Here is an 18,425-nt window from a genome sequence, read left to right on the forward strand (position 1 = left end):
TCGGTTCAGCGCAGACGCAGCTGCCAAGCGCGGTGGATACGGTTGTTTCGGGCGAAGTCCGGGTCCAGGGTCTGGGCGCTGATCTCTTCCAACACGTACCGCGTCGCCAGGTGCTCGTCGAGCTGGAACTTGCGGAAGTTGTTGGAGAAGTACAGCACACCGCCCGGGGCCAGGCGCGCCATGGCCAGGTCGAGCAGCTGCACATGGTCGCGCTGCACGTCGAACACCCCTTCCATGCGCTTGGAATTGGAGAAGGTCGGCGGGTCGATGAAAATCAGGTCGTAGCTGTCCTGGGCATTCTCCAGCCAGGCCATGACATCACCCTGCTCCAGGCGGTTGCGCTCGGAGAAACCGTTGAGCGACAGGTTGCGCCGTGCCCAGTCCAGGTAGGTCTTCGACAGGTCCACGCTGGTGGTGCTGCGCGCGCCGCCCTTGGCTGCATGCACGGTGGCCGTGGCGGTGTAGCAGAACAGGTTGAGGAAGCGCTTGCCCGCCGCCTCGCGCTGGATGCGCATGCGCATCGGGCGGTGATCGAGGAACAGCCCGGTGTCCAGGTAGTCGGTGAGGTTGACCAGCAGCTTGACGCCGCCCTCATTGACCTCCTGGAAGCGTCCTTCGGTGGCCTGGCGCTCATATTGGCGGGTGCCGGTCTGGCGTTCCCGGCGCTTGAGCACCACGCGCTGCGGATCGACACCGAGGGCCTGGGGAATCGCGCTCAGCGCATCGAGCAGACGTGCCTGGGCCTTGTCCGGATCGATCGAACGCGGCGCCGCATACTCTTGCACGTGCACCCAGTCGTGATACAGATCGACCGCCAGGGCATACTCGGGCATGTCAGCGTCGTATACACGGTAGCAATCGACCTTCTCGCGGCGAGCCCATTTGCCCAGTTGCTTGAAGTTCTTCTGCAGGCGGTTGGCGAACATCTGCGCGCCTTCCGACAGGCGCGCCGGCTCACTGGCCACCGGGGCCTGACGACGAGGCTCGCCCTCAGTCGCCTCGGCCTGGACCGAACGACGATCACCGGTGACGAACTGGTCGGGCTGGACCTTGAACAGCAACAGCTTGCACGGCAACGCGCCGTTCCAGAAGGCATACTGCTTGTGGCTGCGGATACCCATGCGCTTGCCCAGCTCCGGCGCACCGGTGAACACCGCCGCCTCCCAGCCCATGCAGGCCTGGCGCAGGCGCTCGCCGAGGTTCTGATAGAGGTACAGCAGGCTGGCTTCGTCGCCCAGGCGCTCGCCGTACGGCGGGTTGCTGATCACCAGACCTTTCTGGTTCTGGTCCGGACGCGGTTCGAAGCTGGCCACCTCGCCCTGGTAGATTTTCACCCAGTCGCCGAGGCCCGCGCGCTCGACGTTGTTGCGCCCGGGCTGGATCAGTCGCGGGTCGGCCTCATAGCCGCGGATCCACAGCGCTGGCTTGGCCAGGCCGGCTTGGGCACGGGCCTGGGCCTCATCGTGTACCTTGCGCCACAGCGCCGGCACATGGCCGAGCCAGGCGCTGAACCCCCAGCGCTCGCGCTTGAGGTTGGGGGCGATATCGGCGGCGATCATTGCCGCCTCGACCAGGAAGGTGCCCACGCCGCACATCGGGTCGGCCAAGGCGCCGCCCTCGGCCGCGATGCGTGGCCAGCCGGCGCGGATCAGCACCGCCGCCGCCAGGTTTTCCTTCAGGGGCGCAGCGCCCTGCTGCAGACGATAGCCACGCTGATGCAGGCTGTGGCCGGACAGGTCGAGGGACAGAATCGCCTCGCCGCGGTCCAGGCGCAGGTGTACGCGCACATCCGGGTCGACCTTCTCTACCGACGGGCGCAGGCCTTCGCGGTTGCGCAGCTTGTCGACGATCGCATCCTTGACCTTGAGGGCGCCGAAATGGGTGTTGTCGATGCCCGAGCCATGGCCGCTGAATTCCACCGCCAAGGTGCCATCGGCCGCCAGATGGTCGGCCCAGTCGACGGCGTGTACGCCGTCGTACAGGTCGTCGGCGTTTTTCATCGAGAAGCGCTTGAGCACCAGCAACACGCGGTTGGCCAGGCGCGACCAGAGGCATAGGCGGTAGGCGGTTTCCATGTCGGCATCGCCGCGAATGGCCGAGGTGTGCTCACGCACCTCATTCAACCCCAGTTGGCGGGTCTCCTCGGCGAGCAGGCCTTCAAGACCCTTGGGGCAGGTAAGGTAAAGTTCGAAACGGTCCGACATGTGCAATCCAGAGCCTTTGGCTAGGTAAATGGCAAGCCGACGCATCGGCTGCCGCTGTTTGCCCGGACGCCTTTCCAGCAGGCGTCCGGGTGGCCCGGCGAAACGCTCGCCAAGCCTGGCCGCCCGGTCGATCACACCTTTGCCGGGTGGCGCAAGAAGCTTTGATCGTCGGGCAGTATGAAAATTGCGTGGACGTGGGGCTCAGATGTGACCCTTCGTCGCATTACCAAATATTACTGTGATCATCCAGCAACGCTGGCCAATTGACGTCAAGGTTGACTAAACCCTGATCATAGCGGGCTCAACGACAAACAAGGTTGAGTCGCATTTATTTACTTATCCCCTCACCCTCGGAAAGGTTACGTCCTTATGACAAATCGATCATTCACACTGTGACTCGCATTCGTTAGAACTGATCTCAGGCCGCACCGCAACGGGGCGGCACTTCCAGCCCGCGACGCCGGCAGCGGGCGCACACCGGCAGAACGATTCTGCCCGGCCTCGGAGAGGCCGACGGGACATTACAGTCAACAAGTGAGGGCAACACCCTATGAGAAGACTTAAGCGTGATCCGTTGGAAAGAGCATATTCACGTGGCTACCAGTATGGGGTCACCGGCAAATCCCGCGAACTTTGCCCCTTCAATCTACCCTCTGTACGCCAAGCCTGGATCAACGGCTGGCGCGAAGGTCGCGGCGACAACTGGGATGGCATGACCGGCACCGCTGGCATTCATAGACTCAACGAAAATCACGCCGTTGGCTGAACGAGGACGCTGAATTCGAGTCACCATGCGCGCCCTATCCGGGCGGCGGGCTGCGGCCCAGGGGCCCCTTTGAAGGGGCCCTTTTTTATGCCCTTGTCCTGCATCAATGCGCGAAATGTCCCTCGAAACTACCTTGGCATCGCGGCGATGGCATCCACCGCTTCGCGGATCAGCGCCGGGCCTTTATAGATGAAGCCCGAATAGATCTGCACCAGGCTCGCCCCTGCGGCAATCTTCTCAGCCGCATGGCGCCCCTCGGTGATCCCGCCCGCAGCGATAATCGGCAGCTTGCCGCCCAGCTCACCAGCGAGCACCTTCACCGTGTGGGTACTCTTCTCCAGCACCGGCGCACCCGACAAGCCGCCGGCCTCGCCGCCATACGGCAGGCCTTCGACACCCTCGCGCCCCAGGGTGGTATTGGTGGCGATTACCGCATCCATCCCCGATTCGACCAGCGCCGCAGCCACCAGGGCGGTCTCCTCGTCACTCATGTCCGGCGCGATCTTGATCGCCAGCGGTACGCGCTTGCCGTTCGCCTGTGCCAGTTTCTCACGGCGCTCGGCCAGGGCATCGAGCAGTTGCTTGAGCGAGTCGCCGAACTGCAATGAACGCAGGCCCGGGGTATTCGGCGAGCTGACGTTGACGGTGATGTAGCTGGCGTCGTTGTAGACCTTCTCCAGGCAGATCAGGTAGTCGTCCTGGGCCCGCTCGACCGGGGTGTCGAAGTTCTTGCCGATGTTGATGCCCAGCACACCGGTGTACTTCGCGGCACGTACCCGCGCCAGCAGGTTATCGACGCCCAGGTTGTTGAAGCCCATGCGATTGATGATGGCGGTGGCCTCCGGCAGGCGGAACAGCCGTGGCTTGGGGTTGCCCGGCTGCGGACGCGGCGTCACGGTGCCGATCTCGACGAAGCCGAAGCCCAGCTGGGCAAAGCCGTCGATGGCCGCGCCGTTCTTGTCCAGGCCGGCGGCCAGGCCAACCGGGTTGGCGAAGTTCAAGCCCATCACCGTTACCGGCAACGCCGCCGGCTGCTTGCACAGCAGGCCGTTGAGCCCAAGGCGGCCACCGGCGCCGATCAGGTCCAGCGAGAGGTCATGGGAGGTTTCCGGGGAGAGCTTGAACAGCAGCTGGCGGGCCAGGGTATACATGGGCGGGCGGACTCGCGGTGTGTGAGGGGGCGATTATAGCCAGCGCGCCGCCGGGGCGACAGGGCCATGGCACATGGGTTGCTAAGTCTGTTGCATGCAGCCATCCGCGATCGCCCGAGGATTTTCGTGAACACAGCCCTCCCGACAACGCCCCTGGCCTGGGTCAACGGCAGCGACGCGCCGGAAAAGCCCAGCCTGGACATCGGCTTCATGGCCCTGACCGACTGCGCCTCGGTGGTGGTCGCTGCCACCCAGGGCTTCGCCCAGCAGTTCGGCCTGACCCTCAACCTGCGCCGCCAAGCCTCCTGGGCCGGGCTGCGCGACAGGCTGGTCAGTGGCGAGCTGGACGCCGCCCACTGCCTCTATGGCCTGGTGTACGCAGTACACCTGGGCATCGGCGGCGCACCTGCCAGCCCTTTGGCCGTGCTCATGGGCCTGAACCAGAACGCCCAGGCCATCAACCTCTCCCCTGCACTGCAACGCAAAGGCGTGACCAGCCCCGAGGCACTGGCGCGGCTGGTGCACCAGCAGGGTGCGCGATTGACCTTCGCCCAGACCTTTCCCACCGGCACCCATGCCCTTTGGCTGTACTATTGGCTCGCCAGCCAGGGCATCCACCCGCTGCACGACGTCACCAGCGTGGTAGTGCCGCCGGCGCAGATGGCCGCCCACCTGCAGGCCGGGCGCATCGACGGCTTCTGTGTCGGCGAACCCTGGTCAGCGGATGCCCTCGCCAGGGGGCAGGGCTTCACCCTGGCCACCAGCCAGTCGATCTGGCCCGATCATCCGGAAAAAGTCCTGGCCAGTGCCCACGGCTTCGTCGAACAGTACCCCAACAGCGCCCGGGCACTGATCAAGTCGGTACTCGCCGCCGCGCGCTTCATCGAGCAGAGTCAGGAGAACCGTCGTGGTACCGCGCAACTGCTCAGTGGTAGCGCCTACCTGGACACCCCGGTCGGCAGCATCGAGCCGCGCCTGCTCGGCGACTACCAGGACGGCCTGGGCCATCGCTGGCACGACCCTCACGGCCTGCGCCTGTTCGACCAGGGTCGGACCAACCTGCCGTACCTGTCCGACGGCATGTGGTTCATGACCCAGTTCCGCCGCTGGGGCCTGCTGCATGACGACCCGGACTACCTGGCAGTCGCCAGCCAGGTGCAGCAGTTGGCGCTGTACCGCGAGGCTGCCACGGCGCTGGGCGTACCCTGCGCCGACCCGCCCATGCGCAGCAGCCTGCTGATCGACGGCAGCCGCTGGGACGGCAGCGACCCCCATGGTTATGCGCGCAGCTTCCACTTGCACGCCCTGGACGCGGCGCCCGACGCCCGCGTCCGCCGCTGAGGACACGGGCATGTTGCGCATCCTGCTGATCGACGACACGGAAAAAAAGGTCGGCCGCCTCAAGGCTGCCCTGATCGAGGCCGGCTTCGAAGTCATCGAGGCCGGCAGCCTGAGCATCGACCTGCCCGCCTGTGTCGAAACAGTGCACCCGGACGTGGTGCTGATCGATACCGAGTCACCGGGCCGTGACGTGATGGAGCAGGTGGTGCTGGTCAGCCGCGACCGCCCGCGCCCTATCGTGCTGTTCACCGACGAGCATGACCCCGGCGTGATGCGCCAGGCGATACAGGCCGGGGTCAGCGCCTACATCGTCGAGGGCATCCAGGCCACGCGCCTGCAACCAATCCTCGACGTGGCCATGGCCCGCTTCGAAAGCGATCAAGCGCTCAAGGCCCAACTGCTGGCCCGCGACCAGCAGTTGGCCGAGCGCAAGCGCATCGAGCAGGCCAAGGGCTTGCTGATGAAGATGAAGGACTGCAACGAGGAACACGCCTACACCCTGATGCGCCGCCAGGCCATGAGCCGTCAGCAGAAGCTGATCCAGGTGGCGGAACAGATCATCGCGATGTCGGAGATACTGGGCTGACGCCAGCAGACTTGGCCCGGCTCTTGCTGAAATCGCCCCGGTAGCCAACGGCGGTTGCCCCCATACCCCCGACAAAGACGTCGCTCGCCCTTCCACGGCCGTGGACCGGGCAGCGGCGTCTTTTCGTTTCCGCGCCCAACGAGGTGTTCGATGAATACGAGCTTCTGGAAATCCGGGCATGTGCCCACGCTGTTCGCCGCCTTCCTGTATTTCGACCTGAGCTTCATGGTCTGGTACCTGCTCGGCCCCCTGGCGGTGCAGATCGCCGCCGACCTGCAGCTTAGCGCCCAGCAACGGGGGCTGATGGTGGCCACGCCGATCTTGGCCGGCGCGGTGCTGCGCTTTGCCATGGGGCTACTGGTCGATCGCCTGTCGCCCAAGACCGCCGGGCTGATCGGCCAGGTCATCGTGATCGTCGCCTTGGCCTGCGCCTGGCACCTGGGCGTTCACAGCTACGAGCAGGCGTTGCTGCTGGGCGTGTTCCTCGGCTTTGCCGGGGCCTCGTTCGCCGTATCCCTGCCGCTGGCCTCGCAATGGTATCCGCCCCAGCACCAGGGCAAGGCCATGGGCATCGCCGGCGCCGGCAACTCCGGCACGGTGTTCGCCGCGCTGCTGGCCCCGGCGCTGGCGGCGGGCTTCGGCTGGAACAATGTGTTCGGCTTCGCCCTGCTGCCCTTGCTGCTGACCCTCGTCCTGTTCGCCCTGCTGGCGCGCAATGCACCGCAACGTCCAAGGCCCAAGGCAATGGCCGACTACCTCAAGGCATTGGGTGATCGCGACAGCTGGTGGTTCATGTTCTTCTACAGCGTGACCTTCGGCGGCTTCATCGGCCTGGCCAGCACCCTGCCCGGCTACTTCAGCGACCAGTACGGCCTGAGCCCAGTGACCGCGGGCTACTACACCGCCGCTTGCGTGTTCGCCGGCAGCCTGATGCGCCCCCTCGGCGGTGCCCTGGCCGACCGCTTCGGCGGAATTCGCACCCTGCTGGCAATGTACGGCGTGGCCACCGTGTGTATCGCCGCAGTGGGCTTCAACCTGCCCAGCGCTGCGGCGGCCCTGGCCCTGTTCGTCAGTACCATGCTCGGGCTGGGCGCCGCCAACGGCGCGGTGTTCCAACTGGTACCACAGCGCTTCCGTCAGGAGATCGGCGTAATGACCGGGCTGATCGGCATGGCTGGCGGCATCGGCGGTTTCCTGCTTGCCGCAGGCCTGGGCACCATCAAGCAGCATACCGGCGACTACCAGCTCGGCCTGTGGCTGTTCGCCAGCCTCGGCCTGCTGGCCTGGGTCGGCCTGCATGGTGTCAAGCAACGCTGGCGCACCACCTGGGGCTCGGCGGCGATCACCGCCGCGCGGGTCTGAGGCCGCGCCATGAGCCTGCAACTGAGCTTCGCCCAGGCCAGCGCCACCGGACCTCGCCCGGAAAACCAGGACGCCCTGCGCCTGGTGACCCCCGCGCCGGAGCTGGCCGCCAGCAAAGGTTACTTGTGCGCACTGGCCGACGGCGTCAGCCAGTGCGCCGATGGTGGCCTGGCGGCGCGCTCCAGCCTGCAGGCCCTGGCCTTGGACTACTACGCCACGCCCGCCACCTGGGCCGTGACGCAGGCGCTGGAGCGCCTGCTCACGGCGCAGAACCGCTGGTTGCGTGCCCAAGGCAATGGCCAGCCACTGCTGACCACCCTCAGCGCCCTGGTGCTGCGCGGGCGGCGATTCACCCTGGCCCATGTCGGCGATTGCCGGGTGTATCGCTGGCAAGCCGACCAGCTGCACTGCCTGAGCCAAGACCATGTCTGGGACCAGCCCGGCATGCAGCACGTGCTCAAGCGCGCGCTGGGGCTGGACCAGCAACTGCTGGTGGACTACCTGGAAGGCGACCTGTGCGAAGGCGAGTGCTTCGTGCTGCTCAGCGACGGCGTGTGGGCCAGCCTGGGCGATGCGCACATCCGCGCGATCCTGCGCGAACAACCCGACCTGCAGATGGCCGCCGAAACCCTGGTTGCCAGTGCCCACCATTGCGGCAGCCAGGACAACGCCAGCGCCTTGCTGGTGCGAGTAGATCAACTGGGCGCCAGCAATCTGGGCGACACGCTGGCGCAACTCCAGCACTGGCCGCTGCCAGGTGCGTTGCGTGACGGCCAGTCGATCGATGGCTGGCAAGTCGACGGCCTGCTGGCCCAGAGTCGGCAATCGCTGCTGTACCGGGTCCGCGACCCGCACGGCCAACCCTGGCTGCTCAAGACCCTGCCGCAGTCACGCGACCAGGAGCCCGGGGCCGCCCAGGCGCTGCTGCTGGAAGAGTGGTTCCTACGCCGTGTCGCCGGCCGTCACTTCCCTGAGGTGCACCCGGCCAGTCAACGCCAGCATCTGTACTACCTGATGCGCGATTACCCCGGCACGCCCCTCAGCGGACAGCCCCCGCTGCCGCTGGCGCAATGGCTGGAGGTCGCCCGCCAGCTGCTGCAAGCCGTCGGCGTGCTGCATCGGCGCAACCTGCTGCACCGCGACATCAAGCCGGAGAACCTGCACTACGGCAGCGATGGCCAGTTGCGCCTGCTGGACTTTGGGCTGGCGTACTGCCCTGGGCTTTGCGAAGACCCGCCCCATGCCTTGCCGGGCACACCCTCGTTTCTCGCCCCGGAAGCCTTCGACGGCCAGCCCCCCGCGCCGCGCCAGGACCTGTATGCAGTGGGCGTGACGCTTTACCACCTGCTCACCGGCCATTACCCCTACGGCGAGGTCGAGGCGTTCCAGCGGCCGCGTTTCGGTACGCCAGTGAACCCGGCGCGTTATCGGCCGGATCTACCGGAATGGTTGCAGCGTAACCTGTTGCAGGCGGTGGCCGCCGACCCCGCGCAGCGGTTCGAGACCGCAGAGCAGTGGTTGCTGTTGCTGGAGCGGGGAGATCGCCAGGAGCTGACCGAGCGGCCACGGCCGCTGCTGGAGCGCGAGCCGTTGAAGGTATGGCGAACGATTGGGTTGGTGTCACTGCTGTTGAACATGGTGTTGTTGCTGGTGCTGCTCAAGCCCTGAGCGCATTCGCGAGAAATCGCAGGCAAAGAAAAACCCGGCCAAGGCCGGGTTTTTCGTGAAGCGTCAAACCAATTACTTGGCCTGGGCTTCTACCTGAGCTTCTACGCGACGGTTGACGGCGCGACCAGCTTCGGTGGCGTTGTCGGCGACCGGACGGGTCTCACCGTAGCCAACCGAGTCAACACGGCTCGATTCGATGCCGTACTGCTGGGTCAGGACTTGCTTGACAGCGTTGGCACGACGCTCGGACAGCTTCTGGTTGTAAGCGTCTGGGCCGACGGAGTCAGTGTGACCTTCCACGGTGGTGGTGGTCTGTGGGTACTGCTTCATGAAGTCAGCCAGGTTCTTGATGTCGCCGTAGCTGTTTGGCTTGACGACCGACTTGTCGAAGTCGAACTTGACGTCCAGTTCAACGCGAACGACTTCGGCAACAGCCGGGCAGCCATCAGCGTCAACGGTAACGTTGGCTGGGGTGTCAGGGCACTTGTCGACGTTGTCGCAGACGCCATCGTTGTCGCTGTCGGAGCAGACTTCGGCGACCGGAGCCGGCGCAGGAGCGGCTTTCTGGCCACCGCTACCACCGAAGTTCAGACCCAGACCGACGGTCGGGCCCCACTCGGTGTTGCCGTTGTCGATGTTGTACATGGCTTCGACGCCGGCACGGGCGAAGAACATGTCGGTGATGTACCACTTGGCGCCAGCGCCAACGTTGGCGAAGGTGGAGTGGTCACGGCCGTTACGAGTGGCCTGGCCCAGGCTCTCGTGAGCGAAACCAGCGGAAACGTACGGACGCAGGGCGTCACCGACGGTACCGAAGTGGTAGGTGGCGTCCAGCTTGGTCTTGGAGCCTTTGATGTCTTTGTTGAAGACTTCGCCACGCGCGTTGTGGGTCTCGTTGTAGCCCAGGTCCAGGGAGACGTCGTCGGTCAGGAAGTAACCGAGGCGGACACCTGGGTTGGTGCCGTCGTTCTTGAAGTTACGTTCGCTGTCGTAGTACTGCTTGGTGACGTTGCCTTCGATTTCGACAGCGCCTTGGCCTTGAGCCAGAACGCCGAACGAAGTAGCGGCCACGAGCGAGCCAATGGCCAAGCCCAAGGTGTTTTTCAATTTCATCCGTTAAATCCCCATCTGGTGATAGTTAAGCAGTCCCACCAAAATCCGGGGGGACAACTCGACGGCAAGTCTAGCAGAACTTGCCGATTGGTTAGAGGTATTTGCTGACAACTAAGTTTCAGCCAGGCCTGCAAATTTCTCTCTAAGCTTGTCGAGCGCACGCTTGTAGCGCATCTTCGTGGCGCTCAGGCCCATGTGCATGATGTCCGCGATCTCCTGGAATTCCAGCTCTGCGACAAATCGCAGCACCAGGATTTCCCGGTCGATCGGGTTCACATGCACCAGCCATCTGTCCAGCCCGCCTTTTTCCTCCGGCTTCGGTGCCTTGTCCTCGGACGCCTCTTCGACAGGGTCCAGACTCAGGGCATCCATCAGCCGGCGCTTGCGACGCTCCTTGCGGTACTGGGTGATGCATTCGTTGTAGGTGATGCTGTAGAGCCAGGTCTTGAACTTGGACTTGCCCTCGAAGTTCTTCAACCCGTAGAGCACCTTGAGCATCACCTCCTGACAGACATCGTCGGCATCCCGATCGTTCCCCAGGTAGCGCGCGCAGACGTTGAACAGCGTGCGCTGGTAGCGGCGCATCAGCTCCTCGTAGGCGCGGGTGACGTGAAACAGCTCCTCATGCGATCGCGCCACCAACTCCTCGTCGGTGAGCTCGCGGGGGTCATAGCGCATGGGCGGCGAATGAACTTTATTCAAAACGGATCTGGCCGACAGTCAGGTCAATGTCGCCGCTCGGCCCCTGGGCCGATTTTTGCGGCGGCATACATTAACAGCTTTTGCGCGGTTAGCGGCTATTCACGCGCTGCTCGAGCAGCTCGCGATTAGACAGCGACACCAGTTCGCCCTCATCGGTCAGCAGGGTCGTCTTGACCGTGCCGATCTCCTCGATGTGGCCTTCGACCTCGCCAATGCGCACCTGCTGGCCGACCTGGTACAGCTCGCGCACATAGATGCCGGCCAGGATCTGCCCGGCGATTTCCCGGCTGCCCAGCCCCATCGCCAATGCAATTGCCAGACCAACGGTAATCAAGCCAATGACGATCACGTGGTTCAGCAGGTCGGTCTTGACCTCGAGCTGGCTGATGGCCACCGAGATGCTGATGATGATCACCAGGCCCTGGGCGATGCGCCCGACGCCGGCGGCGTATTCCAGGCCAATGCCCTCGGCGGCACCGCGCACCAGGCCGTTGACCAGTTGCGCCAGAAGCACGCCGGCCAGCAGCACCAGGGCCGCGCCAAACACCTTGGGCAGGTACAGGGCGAGCATGTCGAGGGTCGCCGAGACCCGCTCGAGCCCCAGGGATTCGGCGGCCGAGACCAGGAAGATCAGCAGCACGAACCAGTAGACGATCTTGCCGATCAGGGTCGAGATCGGCACCTGGATGCCGACCCGGGCGAGCATCTTGGTCAGCCCGGTGCCGCTCATCAGGCGATCCAGGCCGAACTTGGCCAGCACCTTGGACAGCAGGGTGTCGAGCAGCTTGGCCACGACGAAACCAAGCAGCACCACCACCAGCGCGCCGAACAGGTTGGGGATGAAGTTCGCCACTTTGGTCCAAAGGGCAGTCATGGCGGTGACCAAGCTCTGGGTCCAGAGATCGAGTTCCATATTCAATCGGCCTTATCTGCGTTGCTGCCGGCGGCAGGTTTGCGGGTAGAGTTGCGACGGACCGGCGCGACGTGCGCCGAACCATTGTTCACGGCGATCAGCAGCGCCTGGCTCCAGCGGCCAAGCAGGCTGAACAGATCACCCGCGCCGACCTGGCGGTTGGCGGTCTTGAGCACGCGACCCAGGCAGGCGGCGTCGTCGCGGTCCTGGCCGGACGGCGACGCCTTGAGCAGGTCGCGCAGGGATTCTTCAAACGGATCGTGCATGGGCACCTCGCGCAATGTCAGTCAAAGACGAGGGCTGGTGACGACGGGTCACACCTGCCACTGGGACGAATGTTTCAAATTGCCTCCGCTGGCCACTACTCAGGGACCGCTGCGCGCCCCATCGCGACACAAGGCCGCTCCCACAGGCAAACGCGATCCCTGTAGGAGCGGCCTTGTGTCGCGATGGGCTGCGCAGCGGCCCCTTCGATGTCAAACCCACCGCAACCGCCGAAACATCCACCACTGCCCTGCCGCCAGCCCCAGCACGACGATGCAGGCGAACAGGAAGCCGTAGGGGTTTTCCGCCCCCGGAATTCCGCCGACATTGATGCCAAGCAGCCCGGTAACGAAGCTCATGGGCAGGAATATGCAGGTGATGATGCCGAACCGGTACATGGTCCGGTTCATCCGCTCGCTGCGCCGCCGGTCCTCGCTTTCCAGCACCAGCGCGGCGCGCTCGCGGGCCAGCTCGAGCTCTTCGAGGTAGCGGATCAGGCTGTTGTTCAGCTCGTTCCAGTAGTCCCCATCGGCATCGGCGAACCAGCTGTATTTATTGCGCGACAGCTGGGCATAGATGTCGCGCTGGGGGGCTAGGAAACGCCGCAGGCCGGCGGCGCGGCGACGGATCTGCTGCAGGCTGCCCTGGGCCGGAGAATACCGTTCGTCGGATTCTGCCTTTTCTTCTTCCAGATCGACCGCTTCTGACAGGTCACTGACCAGCGCCTGGACCTTTTCGGTCAACAGCTCGCCCATCAGCAACAGCAGTTCGGAGGCAGTCTTCGGCCCCCTGCCCTCGTCCAGTTGCTGCAAGACCTCGTCACTCGCCCGCAGGGGCCGCAGACGCAGGGAAATGACCCGCCGCGCCTCGGCGAAGATACGCACCGAGACCATGTCCTCGGGCTCGGCGCCCGGGTTGAGGTTGACCCCACGCAGGAACAGCAGCATCTGCTCGTCGGCCAGCGGCAGCAGGCGCGGGCGGGTGTTCTCCTCCAGCAGCAGCTCGCAGGCGAACTCGCTGAGGCCACTGTCGTGGAGCAACCAGGTGCGGGTCTGCGGGTGACTGCGATCCCAGTGCAGCCACAGGCTTTCCTGGGGCTGCAATTGCAGGTCGTCCAGCTCGGTGCGGGCGATCGAGCGCGCGCCACCCTTGCCATCGAGCACCAGGGCATGCACCAGGCCCCACTGCGCGTTGTCTTCCTCGAACATCAAAGCTCCATCGGTGTACGGCGCGTCACTCGGGCATCTTCAGCGGGCTTGGCGAGACCAGCACGCCGTTGTTGTCGGCATACACGTACTCGCCCGGGCGGAAGGTCACGCCGGCGAAGGTCACCGCGACATTGAGGTCGCCGATGCCGCGCTTGTCGGTCTTCATCGGGTGACTGGCCAGGGCCTGGATGCCGACATCGGTCTGCGCCAGCACGTCCACGTCACGCACGCAGCCGTAGATCAGCAGGCCTTCCCAGCCATTCTTCGCGGCCTTCTCGGCGAGCATGTCGCCCAGCAGCGCGCGGCGCAGCGAGCCGCCGCCGTCGACCACCAGGACCTTGCCCTTGCCGTCGAGTTCGACCTGCTCCTTCACCAGCGAGTTATCCTCGAAGCACTTGATGGTGACGATCTGGCCACCGAACGAGTCGTGGCCGCCGAAGTTGCTGAACATCGGTTCGAGCACCTGGACCAGGTCCGGGTAGGCGTCGCACAGGTCGGGCGTTACGTAATGCTGCATGGGAAACTCCTGTCAGTCACAACGAAAGCGGATGTGGAGCAAGGCTACACCGCAGGAGGCCGGCAGTCATCCGGGACCGAGCAGTCAGTTCGCCTTTACCTGCGAAGATGCCGACACGCAATCAATTGGCGGGCACCGGCTCCATCACAACCGTCGAGGCATGCACCGGCACTCGCGGATCCCTCAACCAGCGCTCCACCAGCGGCCACACCTGGGTTTGCGCCGCCTTGCTGACCAGCATGTCGACATGTCCGAAGGCCTCGAAGCCCTCCTCGCGCCCCAGGCGCAGGAACTGCCTGGCGTCACCGCCGAACTGCTCGAACAGCTTGCGACAGGCCCACACCGGGTCCTGGAAGTCGCCGGCCCCGGCCACCGCCAGTAGCGGCACCTCGACCTCTGCCAGGCCCGCCCACCAGTCCTTGTCCTTGTCGCCGAAGCGGCCGAACAGGCCATTCCAGCGCAGGCTCTCCAAGGCCAAACCGATAGGTTCGTCCTCAGGGCCACGCTTGAGGCGCGAGCCCGAGATCTGCGCGAAGCGCTTGAGCAACACCCGCGCGCCCCACTCCACCGGCGGCACTTTCAGCGGCCAGTAGACCCGGCTGACCTGGGTGCCGAACAGCGCCGCACTGGCCACCAGCGCGGTATCCAGGCAACCGCTGCCCAGGGCCGCCGCCAGGGTGGTGCCACCCAGCGAGTGGCCGACCCAGTGCGGCGCCTGCCCGGCCTGCTCACGAACGAAAGCGCCGATTACCGGCAGGTCGTAGCGGGCATAGTCGGCCACGCGGTTCTGCCGCCAGTCGCGGTTGCGCGGCGACAGGCCATGGCCGCGCATCTCCGGGATCCACACATCGAACCCGGCGCGGGCCAGGTAGGCGCCCAGGCCGATGCCCTTGGGCGAGTACCAGAAGCGCCGGTTGGAGAAACTGCCGTGCAGGAGGATGACCGGCACGCCCTGCGCGCGATCCTGGTCGGCCAGGCCCAGGCGGGTGACGGCCAGCTCGACGCTCGGGTCGGGGCTGTTGCCGGCCTTGATCCGATAGACATCTTCGCTGAGGTCGCCGCGGCGCTCGGCACTGAGCAACGCGACGGGGAATTGGGTGGAGCTGCTTTGCATGGGTTCACGAAAAAACAGGTGACTTGAACGTGGGAGCGGGCTTGCCCCGCGATTGAGCCAGATCTGCAGACACTGCTGTCCCATCTGGCGCTATCGCGGGGCAAGCCCGCTCCCACAGTGTGTTGCCTTCAGCGCATCAGGCCGCGCCCTGGCCCTCGGCCAGGAAGAACCAGGTCTCGAGCACCGAGTCCGGGTTCAGCGACACGCTCTCGATGCCCTGCTCCATCAGCCACTTGGCCAGGTCCGGGTGGTCCGACGGGCCCTGGCCGCAGATGCCGATGTACTTGCCGGCCTTGTTGCACGCGGCGATGGCATTGGCCAGCAGCTTCTTCACGGCCGGGTTACGTTCATCGAACAGGTGGGCAATGATGCCAGAGTCGCGGTCCAGGCCCAGGGTCAGCTGGGTCAGGTCGTTGGAGCCGATGGAGAAGCCGTCGAAGTACTCGAGGAACTCTTCGGCCAGGATCGCGTTGGACGGCAGCTCGCACATCATGATCACGCGCAGGCCGTTGTCACCGCGGGCCAGGCCGTTCTCGGCAAGCAGGTCGACAACCTGGCTGGCTTCGCCCAGGGTACGCACGAATGGCACCATGATCTCGACGTTGGTCAGGCCCATCTCGTTGCGCACCCGCTTCAGCGCACGGCACTCGAGCTCGAAGCAGTCACGGAACGACTCGCTGATGTAGCGCGAGGCACCGCGGAAGCCCAGCATCGGGTTCTCTTCTTCCGGCTCGTAGAGCTTGCCGCCGATCAGGTTGGCGTACTCGTTGGACTTGAAGTCCGAAAGGCGCACGATGACCTTTTTCGGGTAGAAGGCCGCAGCCAGGGTGCTGATGCCCTCGACCAGCTTCTCGACATAGAAGCCGACCGGGTCGTCGTAGCCGGCGATGCGCTTGTCGACGCTTTCCTTCAGCTCCGGCGGCAAGCCGGCGTAGTTGAGCAGCGCCTTGGGGTGCACGCCGATCATGCGGTTGATGATGAACTCCAGGCGCGCCAGGCCGACACCGGCGTTGGGCAACTGGGCGAAGTCAAAGGCGCGGTCCGGGTTGCCGACGTTCATCATGATCTTGAACGGTAGCTCCGGCATGGCATCGACCGAGTTCTGCTTGACGTCGAAGCCCAGCTCACCTTCGAAGATGAAGCCGGTATCGCCTTCGGCGCAGGATACAGTGACGCCCTGGCCGTCTTTCAGGACCTGGGTGGCGTTGCCGCAGCCGACGACAGCCGGGATGCCCAGTTCACGGGCGATGATCGCCGCGTGGCAGGTACGCCCGCCGCGGTTGGTGACGATGGCGCTGGCGCGCTTCATCACCGGCTCCCAGTCCGGGTCGGTCATGTCCGAGACCAGTACGTCGCCCGGCTGGACCTTGTCCATTTCCGAGACATCGTTGATCACGCGGACCTTGCCGGCGCCGATGCGCTGGCCGATGGCGCGGCCCTCGACCAGCACGGTGCCTTTCTCTTTCAGCAGGTAGCGCTCCATGACATTGGCGCTGGAACGGCTCTTCACGGTCTCAGGGCGGGCCTGGACGATGTACAGCTTGCCGTCGTCACCGTCCTTGGCCCACTCGATGTCCATCGGGCGCTGGTAGTGCTGCTCGATGATCATTGCCTGCTTGGCCAGTTCGTTGACTTCGGCGTCGCTCAGGCAGAAGCGCGCGCGCTCGGCACGCTCGACCTCGACGGTCTTGACCGAACGACCGGCCTTGGCCTCGTCGCCGTAGACCATCTTGATCGCCTTGCTGCCCAGGTTGCGGCGCAGGATCGCTGGGCGGCCGGCCTGCAGGGTTTGCTTGTGCACGTAGAATTCGTCAGGGTTGACCGCGCCCTGCACCACGGTTTCGCCCAGGCCGTAGGCGCCGGTGATGAACACCACGTCGCGAAAGCCCGACTCGGTGTCGAGGGTGAACATCACACCGGCGGTGCCGGTCTCGGAGCGGACCATGCGCTGCACGCCGGCGGACAGGGCCACCAGCTTGTGGTCGAAGCCCTGGTGCACGCGGTAGGAAATGGCGCGGTCGTTGAACAGCGACGCGAACACTTCCTTGGCCGCGCGGATCACGTTGTCGACGCCACGAATGTTGAGGAAGGTCTCCTGCTGGCCGGCAAAGGAGGCATCCGGCAGGTCTTCGGCGGTGGCCGAGGAACGCACGGCCACCGCCATGTTTTCATTGCCGCCGGCCATCTCGGCGAAGGCCGTACGGATTTCCGAATCCAGACGCGCCGGGAAATCGGCTTCCATCACCCACTGGCGGATCTGCGCGCCGGTCTTGGCCAGGGCGTTGACGTCATCGACGTCCAGCGCATCGAGCGCCGCGTGGATGCGGTCGTTGAGGCCACTTTGTTCGAGAAAATCGCGGTACGCCTGAGCCGTAGTGGCAAAGCCGCCCGGCACCGAGACACCGGCACCTGCGAGGTTACTGATCATCTCGCCCAGGGATGCGTTCTTGCCCCCCACATGCTCCACATCATGGACGCCGAGCTTATCGAGGGAAACTACGTACTCTACCAAGGTGATCTCTCCACTAACTGTATTGGAAAAGCTCAAGGGCGCCCGCCTGCCTGACTGACTGGGCCGGACGCTTGTGGCCTGGACCTGGAAAATAAGTGAGAATGCCGAGCAACCGCGTTCGGCAAACCGAACCTATCATATCCAGAAATCTTCGGCAGCTTAAGGCCCCCAGGTGCAAATGAAACGAACCGCGTTCTTCATCTCCGACGGTACCGGCATCACTGCAGAAACGCTGGGCCAGAGCTTGCTCGCACAATTCGAGAGCATTCCGTTCAATAAATTCACGCGCCCCTACATCGACACGCTGGACAAGGCCCGGGCCATGGTCCAGCAGATCAACGCCGCGGCCGAGCGCGACGGGGTGCGTCCGATCATTTTCGACACCATCGTCAACCAGGACATCCGCGAGGTCATGGCCACGTCCAATGGCTTCATGATCGACATCTTCTCGACGTTTTTATCCCCGCTCGAGCAGGAATTGACCGCCCATTCGTCGTATTCCGTGGGCAAGTCCCACTCGATCGGTGGCAATTCCAACTACATGGAGCGCATCGAGGCGGTCAACTTTGCCCTCGACAACGACGACGGCGCGCGCACCCACTATTACGACAAGGCCGACCTGATCCTGGTCGGTGTGTCGCGCTGCGGCAAGACCCCGACCTGCCTGTACATGGCCATGCAGTTCGGCATCCGCGCCGCCAACTACCCGCTGACCGAGGACGACATGGAGCGCCTGCAACTGCCGGCGGTGCTGAAGAAGCACCACAGCAAGCTGTTCGGCCTGACCATCGACCCCGACCGCCTGACCGCCATCCGCCACGAGCGCAAGCCCAACAGCCGCTACTCGAGCTTTGCCCAGTGCGAGTTCGAGGTGCGCGAGGTGGAGAACCTGTTCCGTCGGGAGAACATTCCCAACATCAACTCCACGCATTTCTCGGTGGAGGAGATCTCGGCGAAGATTCTGGTGGAGAAAGGCGTGGAGCGCAGGTTCAAATAACACACCG

Annotated in this window: 16 protein-coding genes; 6 read left to right on the top strand and 10 right to left on the bottom strand. The window is 64.7% G+C overall.

All coding sequences use genetic code 11. From position 1 onward, the window contains the following. Positions 1-5: 5 nt before the first annotated feature. The gene (gene rlmKL, locus AC25MA_RS02000) at positions 6-2,204 is read right to left on the bottom strand and encodes a bifunctional 23S rRNA (guanine(2069)-N(7))-methyltransferase RlmK/23S rRNA (guanine(2445)-N(2))-methyltransferase RlmL (RefSeq protein ID WP_486971753.1); all 2,199 of its coding nucleotides are present in this window, start codon (positions 2,202-2,204) and stop codon (positions 6-8) included. Between the two features lie 550 nt (positions 2,205-2,754). Between rlmKL and rmf the strand changes: the two genes are divergently transcribed. After that, the gene (gene rmf, locus AC25MA_RS02005) at positions 2,755-2,970 is read left to right on the top strand and encodes a ribosome modulation factor (RefSeq protein ID WP_003248687.1); all 216 of its coding nucleotides are present in this window, start codon (positions 2,755-2,757) and stop codon (positions 2,968-2,970) included. 128 nt (positions 2,971-3,098) lie between these two features. On the opposite strand, the gene AC25MA_RS02010 is transcribed toward rmf, so the two are convergent. Continuing rightward, entirely contained in the window at positions 3,099-4,121 is a 1,023-nt protein-coding gene (locus AC25MA_RS02010) for a quinone-dependent dihydroorotate dehydrogenase (RefSeq protein WP_028692946.1), read from the bottom strand. A gap of 66 nt (positions 4,122-4,187) precedes the next feature. Between AC25MA_RS02010 and AC25MA_RS02015 the strand changes: the two genes are divergently transcribed. From AC25MA_RS02015 to AC25MA_RS02030, 4 genes are all read left to right on the top strand, one after another. Next, positions 4,188-5,462 (top strand): CmpA/NrtA family ABC transporter substrate-binding protein, encoded by a 1,275-nt coding sequence (locus AC25MA_RS02015; protein WP_197866929.1) that lies wholly within the window; start codon positions 4,188-4,190, stop codon positions 5,460-5,462. A 10-nt stretch (positions 5,463-5,472) separates the two neighbouring features. Further along, the gene (locus AC25MA_RS02020; protein WP_062359624.1) at positions 5,473-6,048 is read left to right on the top strand and encodes an ANTAR domain-containing response regulator; all 576 of its coding nucleotides are present in this window, start codon (positions 5,473-5,475) and stop codon (positions 6,046-6,048) included. A 150-nt stretch (positions 6,049-6,198) separates the two neighbouring features. After that, a complete protein-coding gene (locus tag AC25MA_RS02025) occupies positions 6,199-7,410 on the top strand; it encodes a nitrate/nitrite transporter (protein WP_069017317.1) in 1,212 nt (403 codons plus the stop codon). 9 nt (positions 7,411-7,419) lie between these two features. After that, a complete protein-coding gene (locus AC25MA_RS02030) occupies positions 7,420-9,078 on the top strand; it encodes a bifunctional protein-serine/threonine kinase/phosphatase (protein ID WP_062359628.1) in 1,659 nt (552 codons plus the stop codon). A 72-nt stretch (positions 9,079-9,150) separates the two neighbouring features. Here AC25MA_RS02030 and AC25MA_RS02035 read toward each other — a convergent pair whose 3' ends face one another. The 8 genes from AC25MA_RS02035 to ppsA form a co-directional block, all read right to left on the bottom strand. Next, a complete protein-coding gene (locus AC25MA_RS02035; RefSeq protein ID WP_028692941.1) occupies positions 9,151-10,191 on the bottom strand; it encodes an OmpA family protein in 1,041 nt (346 codons plus the stop codon). A 111-nt stretch (positions 10,192-10,302) separates the two neighbouring features. Further along, positions 10,303-10,869, bottom strand: a complete 567-nt coding sequence (gene sigX, locus AC25MA_RS02040) for an RNA polymerase sigma factor SigX (protein WP_036986838.1) — start codon at positions 10,867-10,869, stop codon at positions 10,303-10,305. Positions 10,870-10,981: 112 nt separating this feature from the next. Next, on the bottom strand, positions 10,982-11,806 hold the full coding sequence (locus AC25MA_RS02045; protein ID WP_028692939.1) for a mechanosensitive ion channel family protein: 825 nt from the start codon (positions 11,804-11,806) through the stop codon (positions 10,982-10,984). A 2-nt stretch (positions 11,807-11,808) separates the two neighbouring features. Further along, on the bottom strand, positions 11,809-12,072 hold the full coding sequence (locus tag AC25MA_RS02050) for a hypothetical protein (RefSeq protein ID WP_028692938.1): 264 nt from the start codon (positions 12,070-12,072) through the stop codon (positions 11,809-11,811). Positions 12,073-12,282: 210 nt separating this feature from the next. Then, positions 12,283-13,278 (bottom strand): zinc transporter ZntB, encoded by a 996-nt coding sequence (locus AC25MA_RS02055; RefSeq protein WP_028692937.1) that lies wholly within the window; start codon positions 13,276-13,278, stop codon positions 12,283-12,285. A gap of 25 nt (positions 13,279-13,303) precedes the next feature. Next, positions 13,304-13,795 (bottom strand): ribonuclease E activity regulator RraA, encoded by a 492-nt coding sequence (rraA, locus tag AC25MA_RS02060; RefSeq protein WP_023630330.1) that lies wholly within the window; start codon positions 13,793-13,795, stop codon positions 13,304-13,306. A 121-nt stretch (positions 13,796-13,916) separates the two neighbouring features. Continuing rightward, a complete protein-coding gene (locus tag AC25MA_RS02065; RefSeq protein WP_028692936.1) occupies positions 13,917-14,909 on the bottom strand; it encodes an alpha/beta fold hydrolase in 993 nt (330 codons plus the stop codon). A gap of 136 nt (positions 14,910-15,045) precedes the next feature. Next, a complete protein-coding gene (ppsA, locus tag AC25MA_RS02070) occupies positions 15,046-17,421 on the bottom strand; it encodes a phosphoenolpyruvate synthase (protein WP_028692935.1) in 2,376 nt (791 codons plus the stop codon). Between the two features lie 178 nt (positions 17,422-17,599). Here ppsA and ppsR point away from each other — a divergent pair, with 178 nt between their 5' ends. Beyond that, positions 17,600-18,418 (top strand): posphoenolpyruvate synthetase regulatory kinase/phosphorylase PpsR, encoded by an 819-nt coding sequence (ppsR, locus tag AC25MA_RS02075; RefSeq protein WP_028692934.1) that lies wholly within the window; start codon positions 17,600-17,602, stop codon positions 18,416-18,418. The last annotated feature ends 7 nt before the right edge of the window (positions 18,419-18,425 follow it).

The organism is Pseudomonas sp. P65(2024) (assembly GCF_057480955.1).

Coding starts and splice junctions, on each gene's coding strand:
- rlmKL (WP_486971753.1), bottom strand. CDS start 2,204: ATGTCGGACCGTTTCGAACTTTACCTTACCTGCCCCAAGGGTCTTGAA.
- rmf (WP_003248687.1), top strand. CDS start 2,755: ATGAGAAGACTTAAGCGTGATCCGTTGGAAAGAGCATATTCACGTGGC.
- AC25MA_RS02010 (WP_028692946.1), bottom strand. CDS start 4,121: ATGTATACCCTGGCCCGCCAGCTGCTGTTCAAGCTCTCCCCGGAAACC.
- AC25MA_RS02015 (WP_197866929.1), top strand. CDS start 4,188: ATGGCACATGGGTTGCTAAGTCTGTTGCATGCAGCCATCCGCGATCGC.
- AC25MA_RS02020 (WP_062359624.1), top strand. CDS start 5,473: ATGTTGCGCATCCTGCTGATCGACGACACGGAAAAAAAGGTCGGCCGC.
- AC25MA_RS02025 (WP_069017317.1), top strand. CDS start 6,199: ATGAATACGAGCTTCTGGAAATCCGGGCATGTGCCCACGCTGTTCGCC.
- AC25MA_RS02030 (WP_062359628.1), top strand. CDS start 7,420: ATGAGCCTGCAACTGAGCTTCGCCCAGGCCAGCGCCACCGGACCTCGC.
- AC25MA_RS02035 (WP_028692941.1), bottom strand. CDS start 10,191: ATGAAATTGAAAAACACCTTGGGCTTGGCCATTGGCTCGCTCGTGGCC.
- sigX (WP_036986838.1), bottom strand. CDS start 10,869: ATGCGCTATGACCCCCGCGAGCTCACCGACGAGGAGTTGGTGGCGCGA.
- AC25MA_RS02045 (WP_028692939.1), bottom strand. CDS start 11,806: ATGGAACTCGATCTCTGGACCCAGAGCTTGGTCACCGCCATGACTGCC.
- AC25MA_RS02050 (WP_028692938.1), bottom strand. CDS start 12,072: ATGCACGATCCGTTTGAAGAATCCCTGCGCGACCTGCTCAAGGCGTCG.
- AC25MA_RS02055 (WP_028692937.1), bottom strand. CDS start 13,278: ATGTTCGAGGAAGACAACGCGCAGTGGGGCCTGGTGCATGCCCTGGTG.
- rraA (WP_023630330.1), bottom strand. CDS start 13,795: ATGCAGCATTACGTAACGCCCGACCTGTGCGACGCCTACCCGGACCTG.
- AC25MA_RS02065 (WP_028692936.1), bottom strand. CDS start 14,909: ATGCAAAGCAGCTCCACCCAATTCCCCGTCGCGTTGCTCAGTGCCGAG.
- ppsR (WP_028692934.1), top strand. CDS start 17,600: ATGAAACGAACCGCGTTCTTCATCTCCGACGGTACCGGCATCACTGCA.